General features: G+C 63.1%; 13 protein-coding genes. 7 read left to right on the forward strand and 6 right to left on the reverse strand.

What is annotated here, in order from left to right; all coding sequences use genetic code 11:
* Positions 1 to 198: 198 nt before the first annotated feature.
* Both D3227_RS29535 and D3227_RS29540 read left to right on the forward strand, forming a co-directional pair.
* Positions 199 to 2,187, forward strand: coding sequence for a nucleoside-diphosphate sugar epimerase/dehydratase (locus D3227_RS29535; protein WP_167480902.1), 1,989 nt, complete (start codon positions 199 to 201; stop codon positions 2,185 to 2,187).
* Between the two features lie 104 nt (positions 2,188 to 2,291).
* The gene (locus D3227_RS29540; protein WP_208646473.1) at positions 2,292 to 2,837 is read left to right on the forward strand and encodes a sugar transferase; all 546 of its coding nucleotides are present in this window, start codon (positions 2,292 to 2,294) and stop codon (positions 2,835 to 2,837) included.
* A gap of 19 nt (positions 2,838 to 2,856) precedes the next feature.
* Here D3227_RS29540 and D3227_RS29545 read toward each other — a convergent pair whose 3' ends face one another.
* Positions 2,857 to 3,786 (reverse strand): NAD-dependent epimerase/dehydratase family protein, encoded by a 930-nt coding sequence (locus D3227_RS29545; protein WP_120017755.1) that lies wholly within the window; start codon positions 3,784 to 3,786, stop codon positions 2,857 to 2,859.
* A gap of 18 nt (positions 3,787 to 3,804) precedes the next feature.
* Positions 3,805 to 5,088 carry an O-antigen ligase family protein gene (locus D3227_RS29550; protein WP_120017756.1) on the reverse strand — a complete coding sequence of 428 codons (1,284 nt, stop codon included), beginning with the start codon at positions 5,086 to 5,088 and terminating at the stop codon, positions 3,805 to 3,807.
* A 491-nt stretch (positions 5,089 to 5,579) separates the two neighbouring features.
* On the opposite strand from D3227_RS29550, the gene cysD reads away from it, so the two are divergent.
* Genes cysD through cysQ form a run of 3 tightly spaced genes read left to right on the forward strand, consistent with a single transcriptional unit; the run spans position 5,580 to position 9,224 of the window.
* Positions 5,580 to 6,485, forward strand: a complete 906-nt coding sequence (gene cysD, locus D3227_RS29555; protein ID WP_120017757.1) for a sulfate adenylyltransferase subunit CysD — start codon at positions 5,580 to 5,582, stop codon at positions 6,483 to 6,485.
* Between the two features lie 2 nt (positions 6,486 to 6,487).
* Positions 6,488 to 8,425 (forward strand): sulfate adenylyltransferase subunit CysN, encoded by a 1,938-nt coding sequence (gene cysN / locus D3227_RS29560; RefSeq protein WP_167480903.1) that lies wholly within the window; start codon positions 6,488 to 6,490, stop codon positions 8,423 to 8,425.
* Positions 8,426 to 8,435: 10 nt separating this feature from the next.
* Entirely contained in the window at positions 8,436 to 9,224 is a 789-nt protein-coding gene (cysQ, locus tag D3227_RS29565; protein ID WP_167480904.1) for a 3'(2'),5'-bisphosphate nucleotidase CysQ, read from the forward strand.
* Positions 9,225 to 9,227: 3 nt separating this feature from the next.
* On the opposite strand, the gene D3227_RS29570 is transcribed toward cysQ, so the two are convergent.
* The 4 genes from D3227_RS29570 to D3227_RS29585 form a co-directional block, all read right to left on the reverse strand.
* Positions 9,228 to 10,370 carry a DegT/DnrJ/EryC1/StrS family aminotransferase gene (locus tag D3227_RS29570; protein WP_120017760.1) on the reverse strand — a complete coding sequence of 381 codons (1,143 nt, stop codon included), beginning with the start codon at positions 10,368 to 10,370 and terminating at the stop codon, positions 9,228 to 9,230.
* A gap of 302 nt (positions 10,371 to 10,672) precedes the next feature.
* Complete coding sequence (locus D3227_RS29575; RefSeq protein WP_120017761.1) at positions 10,673 to 11,596, reverse strand: carbohydrate kinase family protein; 924 nt, start codon at positions 11,594 to 11,596, stop codon at positions 10,673 to 10,675.
* Positions 11,593 to 12,039, reverse strand: a complete 447-nt coding sequence (locus D3227_RS29580; RefSeq protein WP_120017762.1) for an RbsD/FucU family protein — start codon at positions 12,037 to 12,039, stop codon at positions 11,593 to 11,595. The genes D3227_RS29575 and D3227_RS29580 overlap by 4 nt, the downstream gene beginning before the upstream one ends.
* Positions 12,040 to 13,263: an ROK family transcriptional regulator gene (locus D3227_RS29585; protein ID WP_120017763.1), complete on the reverse strand. Its 1,224-nt coding sequence runs from the start codon at positions 13,261 to 13,263 to the stop codon at positions 12,040 to 12,042.
* Positions 13,264 to 13,532: 269 nt separating this feature from the next.
* Between D3227_RS29585 and D3227_RS29590 the strand changes: the two genes are divergently transcribed.
* Together D3227_RS29590 and D3227_RS29595 are read left to right on the forward strand one after the other, a co-directional pair.
* A complete protein-coding gene (locus D3227_RS29590; protein ID WP_167480905.1) occupies positions 13,533 to 14,510 on the forward strand; it encodes a substrate-binding domain-containing protein in 978 nt (325 codons plus the stop codon).
* Positions 14,511 to 14,666: 156 nt separating this feature from the next.
* Positions 14,667 to 15,728, forward strand: coding sequence for an ABC transporter permease (locus D3227_RS29595; RefSeq protein WP_120017764.1), 1,062 nt, complete (start codon positions 14,667 to 14,669; stop codon positions 15,726 to 15,728).
* Position 15,729: the final 1 nt, after the last annotated feature.

Here is a 15,729-nt window from a genome sequence, read left to right on the forward strand (position 1 = left end):
GCCGGCTGAAAAGTATGTGATCGCCCAACCACGTGCGGTTCCAAAAAATCTCTGGCGATGCCCCCAACTCCGCGCTATGCGATAGGAGGCGGCAGGGTTGAAGATTTGGCACTCTAACAGGTGGCCGGTCACGGTTGAAAGTCGATCTGGCGCCACTTTAGCGTTACTATCTTCGCGCCTGGAGTTCAGTACTACCCAATGACCTCATACGTAGAAGCCGTGTCCGGACTTCGGCCGAAGATACGGCGCGCCATCATAATGCTTCAGGACATCGTCATGGTCCTGATCGCGGTGGCGCTCAGCCTGGTTTTGTCGCGCTCGGGCCTGTCGTTCGGGGCGCTGTCTCCCACGGGCCTGGCATGCTGGGCGAGCATCGTCGTTCTCAGCCATCTGCTGTTCAGATATTGCGGTCTCTACAACACAGTGTGGCGGTTCGCCTCGACGCCCGACTTCTTCAACATCCTGAAGAGCTGCGCGACTTTGACTGTGCTGCTCTATGGCGCCTCGCTGACGTTTCGTGCCTTCCAGCCGGTGATCGGCCTTAACGAGCGCCAGTTCATCGTCTTCTTCCTGGTCTCCTTCACCATCATATCGGCGCCTCGGCTCTACTACCGGTTCCTTCGCGACGGCGCGAGCTGGCGCATCCTGGGCCGCGGTACCAACGACGAGCTGATCAAGCAGGCACTGTTCATCGGCAGGCTGAGCGAGGCCGACGTGATCATCCGTTTCACGCGCACGGCGCAGCCGGCCGAGTATGCCATCGCCGGCATCATGGCCATCGAGAGCGAGGCGCCGCGGGGTACGCGGATCCAGGGCGTTCCGGTGGTGGCGCTCCGCCCGCGCCTTGTCGAAGTGCTGGAGGAATACGTCAAGGGCACCGAGAATCTCGACCTGCTGATTTTCGGCAACGGCGTCGAACGCGAGATCGAGGAGTATTCGGAGCTGGTTCGCGTCGCCCGCCACAGCGGCATCGCCGTCGTGCAGTTCTCCGGCTTCTCGGAGCTTGGGCAGGGCAGCAAGCTGGTTCTCGACGCCGTCGAGATGGAAACGATCCTGCGCCGCTCGACCGTACCTCCCGACATCGAGCGCATCGGTGCTTTCGTCAGCGGCAAGCGCGTCCTGGTGACCGGGGGCGCCGGCTCCATCGGCCGCATCCTGGTAAAACGCTCGCTGGAGCTCGGCGCCGAGGCCGTTCTGGTCGCCGACATCTCGGAGTTCGGCATTTTCCAACTCGACCAGTCCATCGACGAAAAGGACCATGATCGGCTGAAGTGCCGCATCATCGATGTCACCGACCGGCGACAGATGACGCGCATCGTCAGCGATTTCAAGCCCGCCATCATCTTCCATGCCGCGGCGCTGAAGCACGTGCCGCTGCTCGAGGAAAACTGGGAATCGGCAATCCAGACCAACATTTTCGGAACGCTCGCCTGCGCCGAGGTCGCCGCCAAATGCGGAGTGCCGCAGTTCCTGCTTATTTCGAGCGATAAGGCGGTGGACCCGACCTCGGTGCTCGGTATCACGAAAAGGGCCGCCGAGCAGATCGTCAGTTCCTTGCACGAGACGCACGCTGCCGGGCTCGGCGGGCGCCGCTCCGGCACCAAGTTCATCGCGGTGCGGTTCGGCAACGTGTTTGGCTCCAACGGCTCCGTGGCGACCATCTTCCAGGCGCAGATCGAGGCAGGCGGCCCCGTCACCATCACCGACCGGCGCATGACGCGCTATTTCATGACCGTCGCCGAGGCCGTCGACCTTGTCATCATGTCGGCCGCCGATTCCGAGCGGCGCGAGGGCAAGGACGACTATGCCATCTATATGCTCGACATGGGCAAGCCTGTGCCGATCCTCGAGGTCGCCGAAACCATGATCCGCATGGCCGGCAAGAGCCCATACACCGACATTCCGATCCGTTTCACCGGCATCAGGCCCGGCGAGAAACTGCACGAAACGCTTCAGGGCGAGAACGAGCAGATCGTCACGCTCGACATCGCCAAGGTTTTTGGCCTGGGGACCGATATCGTGGAATGGTCGAGGATCCAGGCCGCTCTGACGGCGTTGCAGGCGGCGATGCGGTACCAGGACAAGGCTGCCGCGCTTGCCGTGTTGGCGGGACTGCATGAGGCTAGAAAGCCTCCGGTCGAGGCACTGCAGGAAAACAGCCCGAAAACAGTTGGACAAGTAGGTTAGACCTGTTCCGCGCGACGACGATTGGCTATTGAAGCGCGCATTGGTTTCTATCTGGCATTCGATTGCGCCGGATCTCTCGGCTATCGACCGCGGAGCAACATCGAATGACCCTGAAAGTGCCAAAGCGGGTCTTCGATCTCGTGATTGCAGCCTCGATGCTGGTGGCGACATCCCCTGTCCTGCTTATCGCCATGCTGGCTGTTAAGGCATCGTCGCCAGGGCCGGCGCTGTTTTCCCAGGTCCGGGTCGGGCAGGGCGGTACGCCTTTTCGCTGTCACAAGCTGAGAACGATGCATCAGGGAACGCCGTCCTTACCCACACATGAGGCGCCGGCGCATTCCGTCACCGCCGTCGGCAGGATTTTGCGCAGGACCAAGATCGACGAGTTGCCGCAGCTCTGGAACGTGCTGAAAGGCGAGATGAGCCTGGTCGGGCCGCGCCCGTGCCTGCCCACGCAGACGGAACTGATCGGGCACCGCGAGGCGTTGGGCGTGCTGCAGGCGCTCCCCGGCATAACCGGCCTCGCCCAGGTCATGGGCATCGACATGTCGGACCCGAAGCTCTGCGCCGAAACCGATGCAGCCTATCTCGATACGGCCTCGATCGGCGGCGATCTCGGGATATTGTTTCGGACGATCTATCGGGGCTGATCACCAACGCAGGTTTGGATCAGGCTCCGAACCTGCTGCGCCTGGCCATCTCGGCCAGCTGTTCGAGCGTGTCGGTTTCCGGCGCCCAGCCTTGCGAAACAAGCAGCGACGGATCGCAGATCTGCGTTGCGGTCATGGTCTCCCAGGCGTTGCCCTTGCCCAACAAGGACTCGGCCGCCCGCATCGGCGCTCCGGGCATGGAAAACAGGCGCACCGGCCGTTCGAAGCCTCGCCGAAAGGCGGTGATGATCTCCGAAATCCGGCTGGGGCGGTGATCGCCGGCGACATAGATGGGGTCAAGCGGTGTGTCCCTGGCCAACAGGTGCAGCACCGCACGTGCGGCCGCTTCACAGGATATCAGCGAGCGGACCCCCGTCAGTGCGGCCGTTGGCAGCGGCAGGGCGGTGTCGGCCAGCCGCATCAGCGCCGCCAGGTTTCCCTTCATGCCCTCGCCATGGACGGGCGGCAGGCGCAGCATAGCGGCGTCGGAGCGGCCTGCCGACCTATAGGCGTCCAGCGTCCTGATCTCGCCTTCGCGTTTCGAACGCCCATAGGCGCATTGCGGGGCAGGGGTTGTTGTCTCGCCTATGGTGCCGCTGAAGCCGGGACCAGCCACCGCTCGGATCGACGACAGATAGATGAAGCGTCCGCCGGCCTGAAGGGCCGCGGCGCGCGCCAGCCGTCCGGTCAGTTCCGCGTTGGCCTTCAGGTAGTCGGCATCGCTTGCGTTGCGGTCATTGTTCAGGGCGGCACAATGAACGACATGCGTGACGTCCTGCATGATGGCCAGGAACGCTTCGGCCGGCGCGTCAGGGTCCGGCAGCAGGACGGCATCGCTTGTCGGTTCGCGATGACGGGAGGCGATCCGCACCTCGAACCCGGCTTCGCGTAGCTGTTGCACGACGGGGCGTCCGATAAACCCCGTCGCGCCCGTGACCAGCACTTTCATTGCTTTGTCCGAAATTTGTCAGCCAACTGCTGTTGCCGCGGAAAGCGCAGGTTCCTCGGGCAATGCCTGCTGGCGCCCCGAGGCAAGATATGTCCCGCAGACCAGGAACACCATCAAGGTCGAATCGAGGATATCATGGCCGATCAGGATGCCGGTCAGCCCGCCGATCAGATAGGTGATCACGGTAACAACGATCATCGTTGCGCCAAAGCGCTCCAACGGATCGGTGCTGATGCGCAACACCCTCGCCGCATTTCTTGCGGCAACCACGAATATGGCCGCGAGCGCGATGGCGCCCAGAATTCCAGCCTCGACCATGACCGTCAGGAAGCCGTTGTGGAAATGGCTGAAGCCGCGGTCCATGCCGAACTGGTCCTGGAAACCCTGATGCATGAGGTCACGGCTGGCGGCGATGCCATGTCCGAAAATCGGCATCTCGCGGAATGCGCCAAGGCCGATCTGCCAAAGCGCCACGCGCAGCCCAAGCGCCGTCGAGTGGTCGCCCTTGGTGTTCAGCGCATCCCAGTCGCTGAACAGGAAATCGGTGCGCTCCAATATGATGGGAAAGCCGACCACCACGATCACCAGGCCGATCCCGGCGGCGATCAGCAGCAGGCGCATCGAATTCTTGCCGGTGAGCTTGCGCCGGTTGATCAGAAGTACGGCAATGCCGGCTATCAGCATGGCCAGCCAGATGATGCGCGAACCCGAACAGACAATCGCGACAGCGCCAGCCAGCGCCGCTAAGATCAACGACTTCCAAGCCCTCTCTATGCCCGACACGGCGCCGGCCAGGCACATCATGACGCTGAGACAGGCGACGGTCGCGAATACGATCGCATTTCCCGCCCCGCCTTCAGCCCTCATGCCAAGCCAGTAATATTGCACGATGGCCAAGGCCAGGGCGCCAAAACATGCCGCCAGGCTGGCCAGCACGACAATGCGCACAAGCGTGGCTTTTTCGGTAATGCTCCAGGTCGAGTAGGAGATGGGGAAAAACAGCAAGGTTATCAGCGGCAGGAAATAGACCGCGTCGGCCCTGAGCGTGTTGTTGACGATCGAAGCGAGGATCATCGCAGCGCAATAGGCATAGATCGCTACGGTCATGGCCAGCATCGGCCGGTCGACGTTGAAGCGCCGACGCTTCACGGCGAGCAGCGGGACGGACCACAGGGCGCCGCCGCTGAACACGAAGCTGACCACCGATCCCAGAACCGGCGGAGAAAAGAAGCAGACGATGGAGAAGTAGATGTTGATCTGCGAAGGCGTGAGGTGACGTCTTATGGATGAAAGCCGGTTCAATGCTCTGGTTCACAATTGCGGGGGTTGGGGAACGCTGCTTTCTGGTGGCAGCAAACAAGATCACCTTCGAAAATCCACGCGCCACGGGGCGGCCGCTGGCCATCTTCTACGTCCGGTATAGCGGCTGGGTCCGATCTTCGATAGTGCGGCGAGGCCCGGCTCCTCATCAAAAATCGCCTGCATGGCCTTTACGCCCCGTGACATCAGCCTGTCGCCGGGTGGCATCTTGCGGCGGCAATAGTTTTTCGCTGCCTTTCAGGCTCATCAACCAGTTAGGCAGGAATTTCCGGTTTTTAAGCTTTGTGTGGAAAATTCATTCTCTATCCGCCCGGTAGCGGACCTCTACGGCATTGTTCCCGGCAATGGCGATCTGCTAGAACGCCGGCACGAAATCATAATGTCCAGACGTGAAGCTTGAACCGGGCTGTTGAAAAACTGCGCCTGACGCGTCGATGCAAGGTCTGGATGGCACGAGAGAACGCTCACAGTCCATGAATATCACGCTAACGCACCTGCAGCGGCTTGAGGCCGAATCCATCCACATCTTCCGCGAGGTCGCGGCGGCGTTCAGCAAGCCGGTCATGCTCTATTCGGTGGGCAAGGATTCCTCGGTGCTGATGCATCTGGCGATGAAGGCGTTCTATCCCGCCAAGCCGCCTTTTCCTTTTCTCCACGTCGACACGACCTGGAAGTTCCGCGAGATGATCACCTTTCGCGATCAAATGGCGCAAAAGCTCGGCTTCGACCTTCTGGTCCATGTCAACGAAGACGGCGTGCGCGACAACATCAATCCCTTCGACCATGGCTCCAACACCCACACCCATGTGATGAAGACCGTGGCGCTGCGCCAGGCGCTCGACAAATACGGCTTCGACGCGGCCTTCGGCGGCGCCCGCCGCGACGAGGAGAAGTCGCGCGCCAAGGAGCGCATCTTTTCCTTCCGCAACGCCCAGCATGCCTGGGATCCGAAGAACCAGCGGCCGGAGATGTGGAAGATATTCAACACCCGCATCGCATCAGGGGAATCGATCCGCGTGTTCCCGTTGTCGAACTGGACCGAGCTCGATATCTGGCAGTACATTCTGCAGGAAAACATCCCGATCGTGCCGCTCTATTTCGCCAAGGAGCGCCCGGTCGTCGAGCGCGACGGCATGCTAATCTTGAAGGACGACGACCGCATGCAATTGCGACCGGGCGAAACCGTGGAGAACCGGCTGGTGCGCTTCCGCACCCTTGGCTGCTATCCGCTGACCGGCGCCATCGAATCCGACGCCGACACACTGGAAGCCATTGTTGGCGAGATGCTGACGGCGCGTACCTCCGAGCGCCAGGGCCGCCTCATCGACCGCGATGAAGCCGGCTCCATGGAAAAGAAGAAGCGCGAAGGGTATTTCTGAGCATGCGCCACCTCCTGGCCAAGAGCCTCGCCGCGACCGACAGCATCCGCGAATACATGGCGGCGCAAGAGAAGAAGTCACTGCTGCGCTTCCTCACCTGCGGCTCCGTCGACGACGGCAAGTCGACCCTGATCGGCCGCCTGCTGTCCGACACCAAGCAGATTTTCGAGGACCAACTCGCCGCTCTCGAGCGCGATTCGCGCAAGCACGGCACCACCGGCGACGACATCGACTTCGCGCTCCTGGTCGACGGCCTCGAGGCCGAGCGCGAGCAGGGCATCACCATCGACGTTGCCTATCGCTTCTTCGCCACGCCGAAGCGCAAGTTCATCGTCGCCGACACGCCCGGCCATGAGCAATACACGCGCAACATGGCGACCGGCGCCTCGACCGCCGATCTCGCCATCGTGCTGATCGACGCACGCCAGGGCGTGCTGCGCCAGACCAGGCGCCATTCGATCATCGCCTCGCTGCTCGGCATCCGCCACATCGTGCTCGCCGTCAACAAGATCGACCTCGTCGGTTTCGACCACGGCGTCTTCGATCGCATTGTCGAAGACTACAGGCAATTCTCGCAAGAGCTCGGCTTCCAAACGATCGTGCCGATCCCGATGTCGGCGCGCTACGGCGACAACGTCACCGGCCGCTCCGACAAGACGAAATGGTATTCCGGCCCGACGCTGATCGAGCATCTCGAAAACGTGTCGGTCGACGAAGCCGCCGCCGAACTGCCGTTCCGTTTCCCGGTGCAGTACGTCAACCGCCCCAATCTCGACTTCCGCGGCTTTGCCGGTACCATCGCGTCCGGCACGGTTGCGCAGGGCGACGAGGTCGTCGTCGCCAAATCCGGCAAATCGTCGCGTGTCAGGCGCATCGTCGCGCATGGCGGCGATCTCAGCCAGGCGGTTGCCGGCCAGGCCATCACCTTGGTTCTCGACGACGAGGTCGAGGTCTCGCGCGGCAACATGCTGGTGTCGCCCGCGGCGCGGCCGCAGGTCGCCGACCAGTTCGCCGCCAACATCGTCTGGTTCGATGAACACGCTCTGCTGCCCGGCCGCTCCTACATCCTGCGCACCGAGACCGACCAGACCAGCGCCACCGTCACCGACCTGAAGTACCGCGTCAACGTCAACGATTTTGCCCATGAGGCGGCGAAGTCGCTGGAGATGAACGAAGTCGGTATCTGCAACATCTCGACCCGGTCACCGATTGCCTTCGACACCTTTGCCGAGAACCGCACCACCGGCGCGTTCATCCTGATCGACCGCATCACCAACGCCACCGTCGGCGCCGGCATGATCCTGCATTCGCTGCGCCGCGCCGAAAACATCCACTGGCAGTCGCTCGATGTCGGCAAGCATGGCCGCTCCGACCTGAAGAACCAGCGCCCCGCCGTGTTCTGGTTCACCGGGCTTTCTGGCTCGGGCAAGTCGACCATCGCCAATCTGTTCGAGAAGAAGCTCTTCGCCTCGGGCCGCCACACCTACATCCTGGATGGCGACAATGTTCGCCACGGCCTCAACCGCGATCTCGGTTTCACCGATGCCGACCGCGTCGAAAACATCCGCCGCGTCGCCGAAGTCGCGCGCCTGATGGCCGACGCCGGGCTGATCGTCATCGTATCCTTCATCTCGCCCTTCAGCGCCGAGCGGCGCATGGCGCGCGAATTGATGGCCGACGGCGAATTCATCGAGGTGTTCGTCGACACGCCGTTCGAGGAATGCGCCAGGCGCGATCCGAAGGGCCTTTACGCGCGGGCGCTGAATGGCGAGATCAAGAATTTCACCGGTGTCGATTCACCGTATGAAGCTCCGGAAAAACCCGAAATCCATCTCAAGACACTCGGCAAGTCGGCCGAGGAGATGGTAGAGGCCCTGGAACTCTGGCTGAACGAGCGCGACATTGCCGAAGACCAATACGACAACGGTGGCGGTATCTGACGACGAAGCAATGCTCGGCGTATTCGAGCGCCTTGCGCTTGCAGCCGGTCGCGAGGTTATGCGCGTCTTTCATGAGGGCTGCGCCGTCGATCGAAAGTCCGACAGTTCGCCGGTGACCGAAGCCGATCGCGAGAGCGAGAAGATCATCCTCGCCGGCCTGCGCGCCGCATTTACGGAAATTCCTTGCGTGGCCGAGGAGGAAGCCTCGGCCGGCGTCATGCCGGGCGATCTCGGCGACGCCTTCTTCCTGATCGATCCGCTCGACGGCACCAAGGAATTCGTCAACCGCAGGACCGATTTCACCGTCAACATTGCGCTCATTCGCCACGGCGTGCCGGAAGTCGGCGTCGTCTTCGCGCCCTGCACCGGGCGCTTCTTCTCGGGACGGCCGGGCAGGGCGGAAGCAATCGAAGTCGATGGCGACTACAAGATCGTCGGCCGCCGGCCGATCTCGGCACGACCGGCCGCTGATCCGCCGGCCGTCGTTGCCAGCCGCTCCCACAACACGCCGGAAACCGACGCCTTCATCCGTGATCTCGGCGCCGCGGAGATCGTCTCGGTCGGCTCGTCGCTGAAATTCTGCCTCGTCGCGGCGGCCGAGGCCGATATCTATCCGCGCTTCGGCCGCACCATGGAATGGGACACGGCCGCGGGCGATGCAGTGTTGCGCGCCGCCGGCGGCGTGACGCGTACGCTGGACGGCAAGCCGCTGGCCTATGGCAAACGCAGGCAGGCTGACGACGCTGATTTCGCCAACCCGCATTTCATCGCCAGCGGGAAGGGCGCCGGCGCAGCCTGAAGGTTAGGCCGCGGCGACGTGCGCCGAATTCGAGCCGATATAGTTGCGGATCGTCTCGATGATCCGGTCCTGATCGGCTTCGCTGAGATAGGGATGCATCGGCAGGCACAGGATGCGCTTCGGCAGTTCCTCCGAAACGGCAAGGCCGGTCGGCGTGCGCGGATAGTCGCGATAGGCGATCTGGCTGTGCAGCGGCTTCACGTAATAGATTACCGAGGGGATGCCCTTTTCGCCCAGATGCGCCTTCAGCCCGTCGCGCTTCGGCGTTTCGATGGCATATTGCGCCCAGGCCGAGCGGCTGCCATCAAGGTTGCGCGATGCCTTGACGATGTCGCCTAGGCCCTCGGCGTAGCGCTTGGCCACCGCTTGCCGGGCAACCATCTCATCCTCGAGGATGGCGAGCTTCTCGATCAGGATCGCCGCCTGCAGCGTGTCGAGCCGCGAATTGATGCCGACGCGGACATTGTCGTACTGCGTCTCGCCCTTGCCGTGGAAGGCGAAGGAGCGGAGCTTGTCGGCCATCGCGTCATCATTGGTGAACATCGCGCCGCCGTCGCCATAGCAGCCGAGCGGCTTCGCCGGATAGAAGCTGGTCGAGCCGACATGGCCGAACGCGCCGCACATCTTGTCGTCGAGCGAGCCGCCCATCGACTGGGCGGCATCCTCGATCACCAGCAGCCCTTCACGGTTGGCGATCGCCATGATCGCCTCGTAGTCGGCGGCGAGCCCGAACAGGTCGACCGGAATGATCGCCTTCGGCTTCAACCGGCCTTCCTTCTTGATCATGGCGATCGCCGCTTCGAGGCTGGCGATGTCGATGTTGTAGGTCTCGGGATCGACGTCGACGAACACCGGCTCGGCCTTGGCCAGCGCCACCACTTCCGCCGTCGCGGCAAAGGTGAAGCTCGGCACGAACACGGCATCGCCCGGCCCGATGCCGGCGGCAAACAGTGGCAGCAGCAGCGCGTCGGTGCCGTTGGCGCAAGCCACGACATGCTTGGTGCCGACATAGGCGGCGAGCTTGTTCTCGAATTCGGTGACCTGAGGCCCGAGGATGTAGCGGCCATCCTCGACGACATGGTCGATCGCGGCTTTCAGCCGGTCGCGGATTCGTTCGCGCTGCGCGCCAAGATCGATGAATTGCATGTCGGCCTCAAACGGGTTGGTGTGTGTCGCCCAGACTCATGCAACAGTTTTGGGACAACGACACCCACAGAAACAACAACTTAACCGGCCGCTGGTACCAGACTTGGGCCAGCCGAGAAAGCCGGGCCGGCCAAACTGCGACCTGCGTAGGTGTCGCAGCTTGTTACCGCCGATATGAAGTGCATTGCCGGAAGATGCCGGAAATCCGGCCTTCACGGAACGCGATCAGGGGCCATCTTCGCGCCTTGGAAACATAAAGTGATCGGCCCGCGGAGCGGCTTTCCGGCCAGATGGACAACGGATCAGGCGATTTCATGCCGCCAGGGCGGATTGGCGCCGGCCCGCGATACGGTTACCGCCGCGGCCTTGGCGCCGAGCGCCAGCGCCTGGCGGATCGCGTCCTCGGGCAGGCCGCCGATCGCCGCCTTGGTGAGCAGGCCCTGTTCGTGCAGCGAGGCGAGGATGCCGGCGTTGAAGGTGTCGCCGGCGCCGACCGTGTCGACCACCGTGACTTTCTGAGGCATGACCGTAACCTTGTGCTCCCGGCTGTAGCCGACAGCGCCTTCGCTGCCATGGGTGACGACGATCAGCTTCGGCCCGCGATCGAGCCAATTGCGGATGACGTCCTCATGCGAGCCGGCTTCGCCGAACCAGTTCAGGTCTTCGTCCGACAACTTTACGATGTCGGCCATCGCCATCATCGAGCGAATGCGCCTGAGGTGCTTGGCCTTGTCGGGGATGAAATTCGGCCGGATGTTGGGGTCGAGCATCATGACGCGGCGCTCTTGCTCGCGCCGCATGAACTCCTCATAGGCCGATCCGGCCGGCTCCGAGATCAGGCTGATGGCGCCGAACAGCATGGCCTCGATCTCGGCGCCGAGTTCCGGCAGATCCTCGATGGTCAGCATGCGTCCAGCGGTGTTTTCGTCATAGAAGGTGTAGGTCGCCTGGCCGTTGTTCAGGCGCACGAAGGCAAGCGTCGTCGGGCGGGGCGAGGTGTGCGCGTAGGTCGAGCTGACCTTGCTTGCCCCCAGCGCCTCCCGGAACTGGCCGCCGAACAGGTCGGACGACAGGCCGGAAAAGAAGCCCGCGGGCGCGCCCAGCCGGCCGAGCGCGATGGCCGTGTTGAACACCGCGCCGCCGACATAGGGCGCAAAGGCCGGCTCGCCCTCGGTCGTCGTGCGCGGCAGCATGTCGATCAGGGCTTCGCCGCAGCAGAGGATCATTGTTTCTTGGTCTCCGGCGGATAGATCACGCCCTTGCGGATGATGATGTTGGCGTAGAGCCTGGGTTCGCTGGTCGCCACGATCGCGTGCGCGGCCTTGACCCGTGAATAGAAGTCGGGCCCGGCCAGCGCAACCACCTTGCGGCCCGGCACGCACCTGGCGCAGACCGCCTCGATCTCATGATGAACCGGATCTGCCAGCGCCGGGTCGCCCTTGACCGAGGCGCGAAACAGCGCTTCCGGCACGGCATCGTCCACCGGCAATACGCTCAATATGGCCTCGAGCACCGGAACCAGATGATGACCGTCGGCGCGGATCAGCCGGTTCGCCTGTTCCTCTGCCGGGTAGTTTCCGTCGACAAGCGCGATCTCGTCGCCGTGGCCCATGGCGCGCAATGTCGCCAGAAGCTCCGGGCCGAGCAGCGCCGGGATGCCGATCAGCATTCAGGTGCTCCTGGAAATCGTGGTCGAGCCGATCAGGAAACGCTCGGACAGCGGCAGGCTGGCGCCGCCCAGCGCCCGCGCATGGATGCCGACGGTCCCTTCGCGCACGGCGGGAAGCTTGAGGCCTTCGCCGTCGATCATGCCGATCGCCTCGATGACGGCATCGACGAGACGGCGCCGTACGGTGAGTGGCATCCAGCCGTCGATCACCGCCGCTTCGAAATCGATCACCGAGGATGCCGCGACGATGGCATAGGCGAGAGCCTGGGAGGCGGTGGCGATCCACGTGTCGAGTTGGTCGCCGATGTCGCCCCAGTCCTGCGGCGAGGTCCACAGATGCGAGGCCTCGACGCCGCGCGCGTTGAGTGCCTTTTCCAGAATGGCGATAGAGGCGACGTCGATCAACTGCGTCGGCTTGCCATCCGGCCCCGGCACCGGCATCGAACCCAGCGCGCCGGCGTTGCCGGTCGGTCCACCGAAGAGCCGGCCGTTGAGCACGATGCCGCCGCCAGCAAAGGCGCCGATGTAGAAATAGACGAAGTCGCGCGCCGCCGCCTGGCCGAAGACGAGCTCGGCGCCACAGGCCGAAGTGGCGTCGTTCTGCAGATAGACCGGAAAATCGCACTGCGCCTGGATGTCGGCGCGGATGTCGCGATGGCGCCATTCGTCCATGATCTCGCGCGGCGCACCCGCCGTGTCGGCCCAGTTCCACAGTTCGAACGGCATGGCGATGCCGAGCCCGGCAATGCGCTTGTCCTGCGCCGTCGTCAGTTCGCCGCGCATCGTCTTCATGCCGGCGCTGACGAATTCCACCGTCTCGCGCGGCGCTGGATAGCGGTAGGAGTGCTGCAGCATCGAGCGCACAGTGCCGAGGAAGTCGATCAGCACCAGCTCGGCGCTGCGGCGGCCGATCTTGAGGCCGATGAAGAAGGCGCCTTCGGGATTGAGCGCCATGGGAATCGAGGGTTGGCCGATCTTGCCGCGCAGCGGTGCCTGGCGCACGAGCAGGCTGTCTTCCTCCAGTTCGCGCATGATCACCGAGACGGTCTGCGCCGAAAGGCCGGTCATGCGCGCTATGTCGGATTTGGCCAGGCTGCCATGCTGGCGCACGAGCGACAGCACCAGCCGCTCATTGTGGTCGCGCATGCCGCTCTGGTTGGTGCCACGGTGCAGACGACTCTCGGCTGCCTCGGGCGAACCGTGCCTCGCAATGCCGGTCTCCACCCTTGTTCCTCCCGTCGTTTCCCCACACTGCTTTTGGGCCAGAATGAGCGAACGAGGCAAGTGTGTCAATAATAAATAAGAGTGATTTAATTATTGACACACCGCGCGGACTGGTGTCTGTTGTTCCGGCGTCCACGCTGGGAGAATATCGTTGGATGCGCTTGAGATGCCGGTTGGCCGGCATCCTGAATGGTTCCCATGGGAGGAAGATCGTGACCAAGTCGAAACTGTTGAAATCCACCGTGTTTGCCGCGGCCGGACTCGGCCTGATGGCATTTGCCTCGACGGCATCGGCCGCCGGTGTCGGCGCCTGCCTGATCACCAAGACCGACACCAATCCCTTCTTCGTCAAGATGAAGGAAGGTGCCGCCGCCAAGGCCAAGGAACTCGGCGTCGATCTCAAGACCTACGCCGGCAAGATCGACGGCGACAGCGAGAGCCAGGTGGCGGCGATCGAGAGCTGCATCGCAGACGGTGCCAAGGGCATTCTGATCACCGCTTCAGACACCAAGGGCATCGTGCCGACGGTGAAGAAGGCACGTGACGCCGGCCTGCTGGTGATCGCGCTCGACACCCCGCTTGATCCGATCGATGCGGCCGACGCGACCTTCGCCACGGACAATCTGGAAGCCGGCAAGCTGATCGGCGCCTGGGCCGCCGCGACACTCGGCGACAAGGCCAAGGACGCCAAGATCGGCTTCCTCGACCTGACGCCGTCGCAGCCGACTGTGGACGTGCTGCGCGACCAGGGCTTCATGATGGGCTACGGCATCGACGTGAAGGACCCCAACAAGATCGGCGACGAGGACGATCCGCGCATCGTCGGCCATGACGTGACGAACGGCAACGAAGAGGGTGGCCGCAAGGCGATGGAGAACCTTCTGCAGAAGGACAACACCATCAACGTCATCCACACCATCAACGAGCCAGCCGCTGTCGGCGCCTACCAGGCGCTCAAGGCTGTCGGTCTCGAAAGCCAGGTGCTGATCGTCTCGGTCGACGGCGGCTGCCCCGGCGTGAAGTCGGTGACCGAAGGCGTGATCGGCGCCACCTCGCAGCAATATCCGCTGCAGATGGCGGCGCTCGGCATCGAGGCGATCGCCGCTTTCGCCAAGGACGGCACCAAGCCGAAGCCGACCGAAGGCAAGAACTTCTTCGACACCGGCGTCAACCTCGTCACCGACAAGCCGGCCAACGGCGTGAAGTCCATCGACACCAAGGAAGGCCTCGCCAAGTGCTGGGGCTGATGCTGGCCTGACCGGCTAATAAACCGTGCGGTCGGGGGCTTGATCCCCGGCCGCATCAGGTGGACGATGTATCACTGTAAACGCGAATAATCCCGGCAGCAGACCGGAAAGGCGTGGACGCGCGTCGGCATGTGGCCGAAGCCCAGGGGAGAAAACATGGCTCAAGCTCAGGAATTCGAGAAGGTCCTCTCGGGCAGCGACACAAGCGTTGCCGCCTTTGACGAGCATAAATCTGCCGTCAAACGCGCCCAGCATTTCCTGCATTCCACGCCGGCCGCGGTGCCGCTGATCGTGCTGGTCCTGTCGATCATCATTTTCGGTATCACCATCGGCGGACGCTTCTTTTCATCCTATACGCTGACGCTGATCCTGCAGCAGATCGCCATCGTCGGCATTCTCGGCGCGGCGCAGACGCTGGTCATCCTGACCGCCGGCATCGACCTGTCGGTCGGCGTCATCATGGTGATTTCGGCCGTCATCATGGGCAATTGCGCGGTCACCTACGGCATGCCGGCGGTGCTCGCGGTAACCATCGGCCTTGCCGCCGGTGGCGCCTGCGGGCTGCTCAACGGGGTGCTGGTCGCCTACATGAAGCTGCCGCCTTTCATCGTGACGCTTGGTACCTGGAACATCGTCATGGCCACCAACTTCATCTATTCGGCCAACGAGACGATCCGCGACACGGATGTCGACGTCCAGGCGCCGCTGCTGCATTTGTTTGCCCTGAGTTTCAAGGTTGGCACGGCCGTGCTGACGCTCGGCGTCATTGCCATGGTCGTGCTGGTGATGGTCCTCTGGTACGTGCTCAACCACACGGCCTGGGGCCGTCATGTCTATGCCGTCGGCGACGATCAGGAGGCCGCGAAACTGTCGGGCATCCAGACCAAGAAGGTGCTGATGACGGTCTACGCCCTTGCCGGGCTGATCGCCGCCTTCGCGGCCTGGGTCTCGATCGGCCGCAATGGCTCGATCTCGCCCTCCGCCGCCGTCACCGACTACAATCTGCAGGCCATCACCGCGACGGTGATCGGTGGCATTTCTCTGTTCGGCGGACGCGGCTCGATCCTCGGCACGCTGTTCGGCGCCATGATCGTCGGCGTCGTCTCGATGGGTCTCAACATGCTCGGCGCCGATCCGCAATGGAAAGTGCTGCTCACCGGCGTGCTGATCATCGGCGCCGTGGCGATCGATCAATGGATCAGAAAGGTTTCGGCATAAC

Origin of the sequence: Mesorhizobium waimense, assembly GCF_003601975.1 — a bacterium.
Lineage (GTDB): Bacteria > Pseudomonadota > Alphaproteobacteria > Rhizobiales > Rhizobiaceae > Mesorhizobium > Mesorhizobium waimense.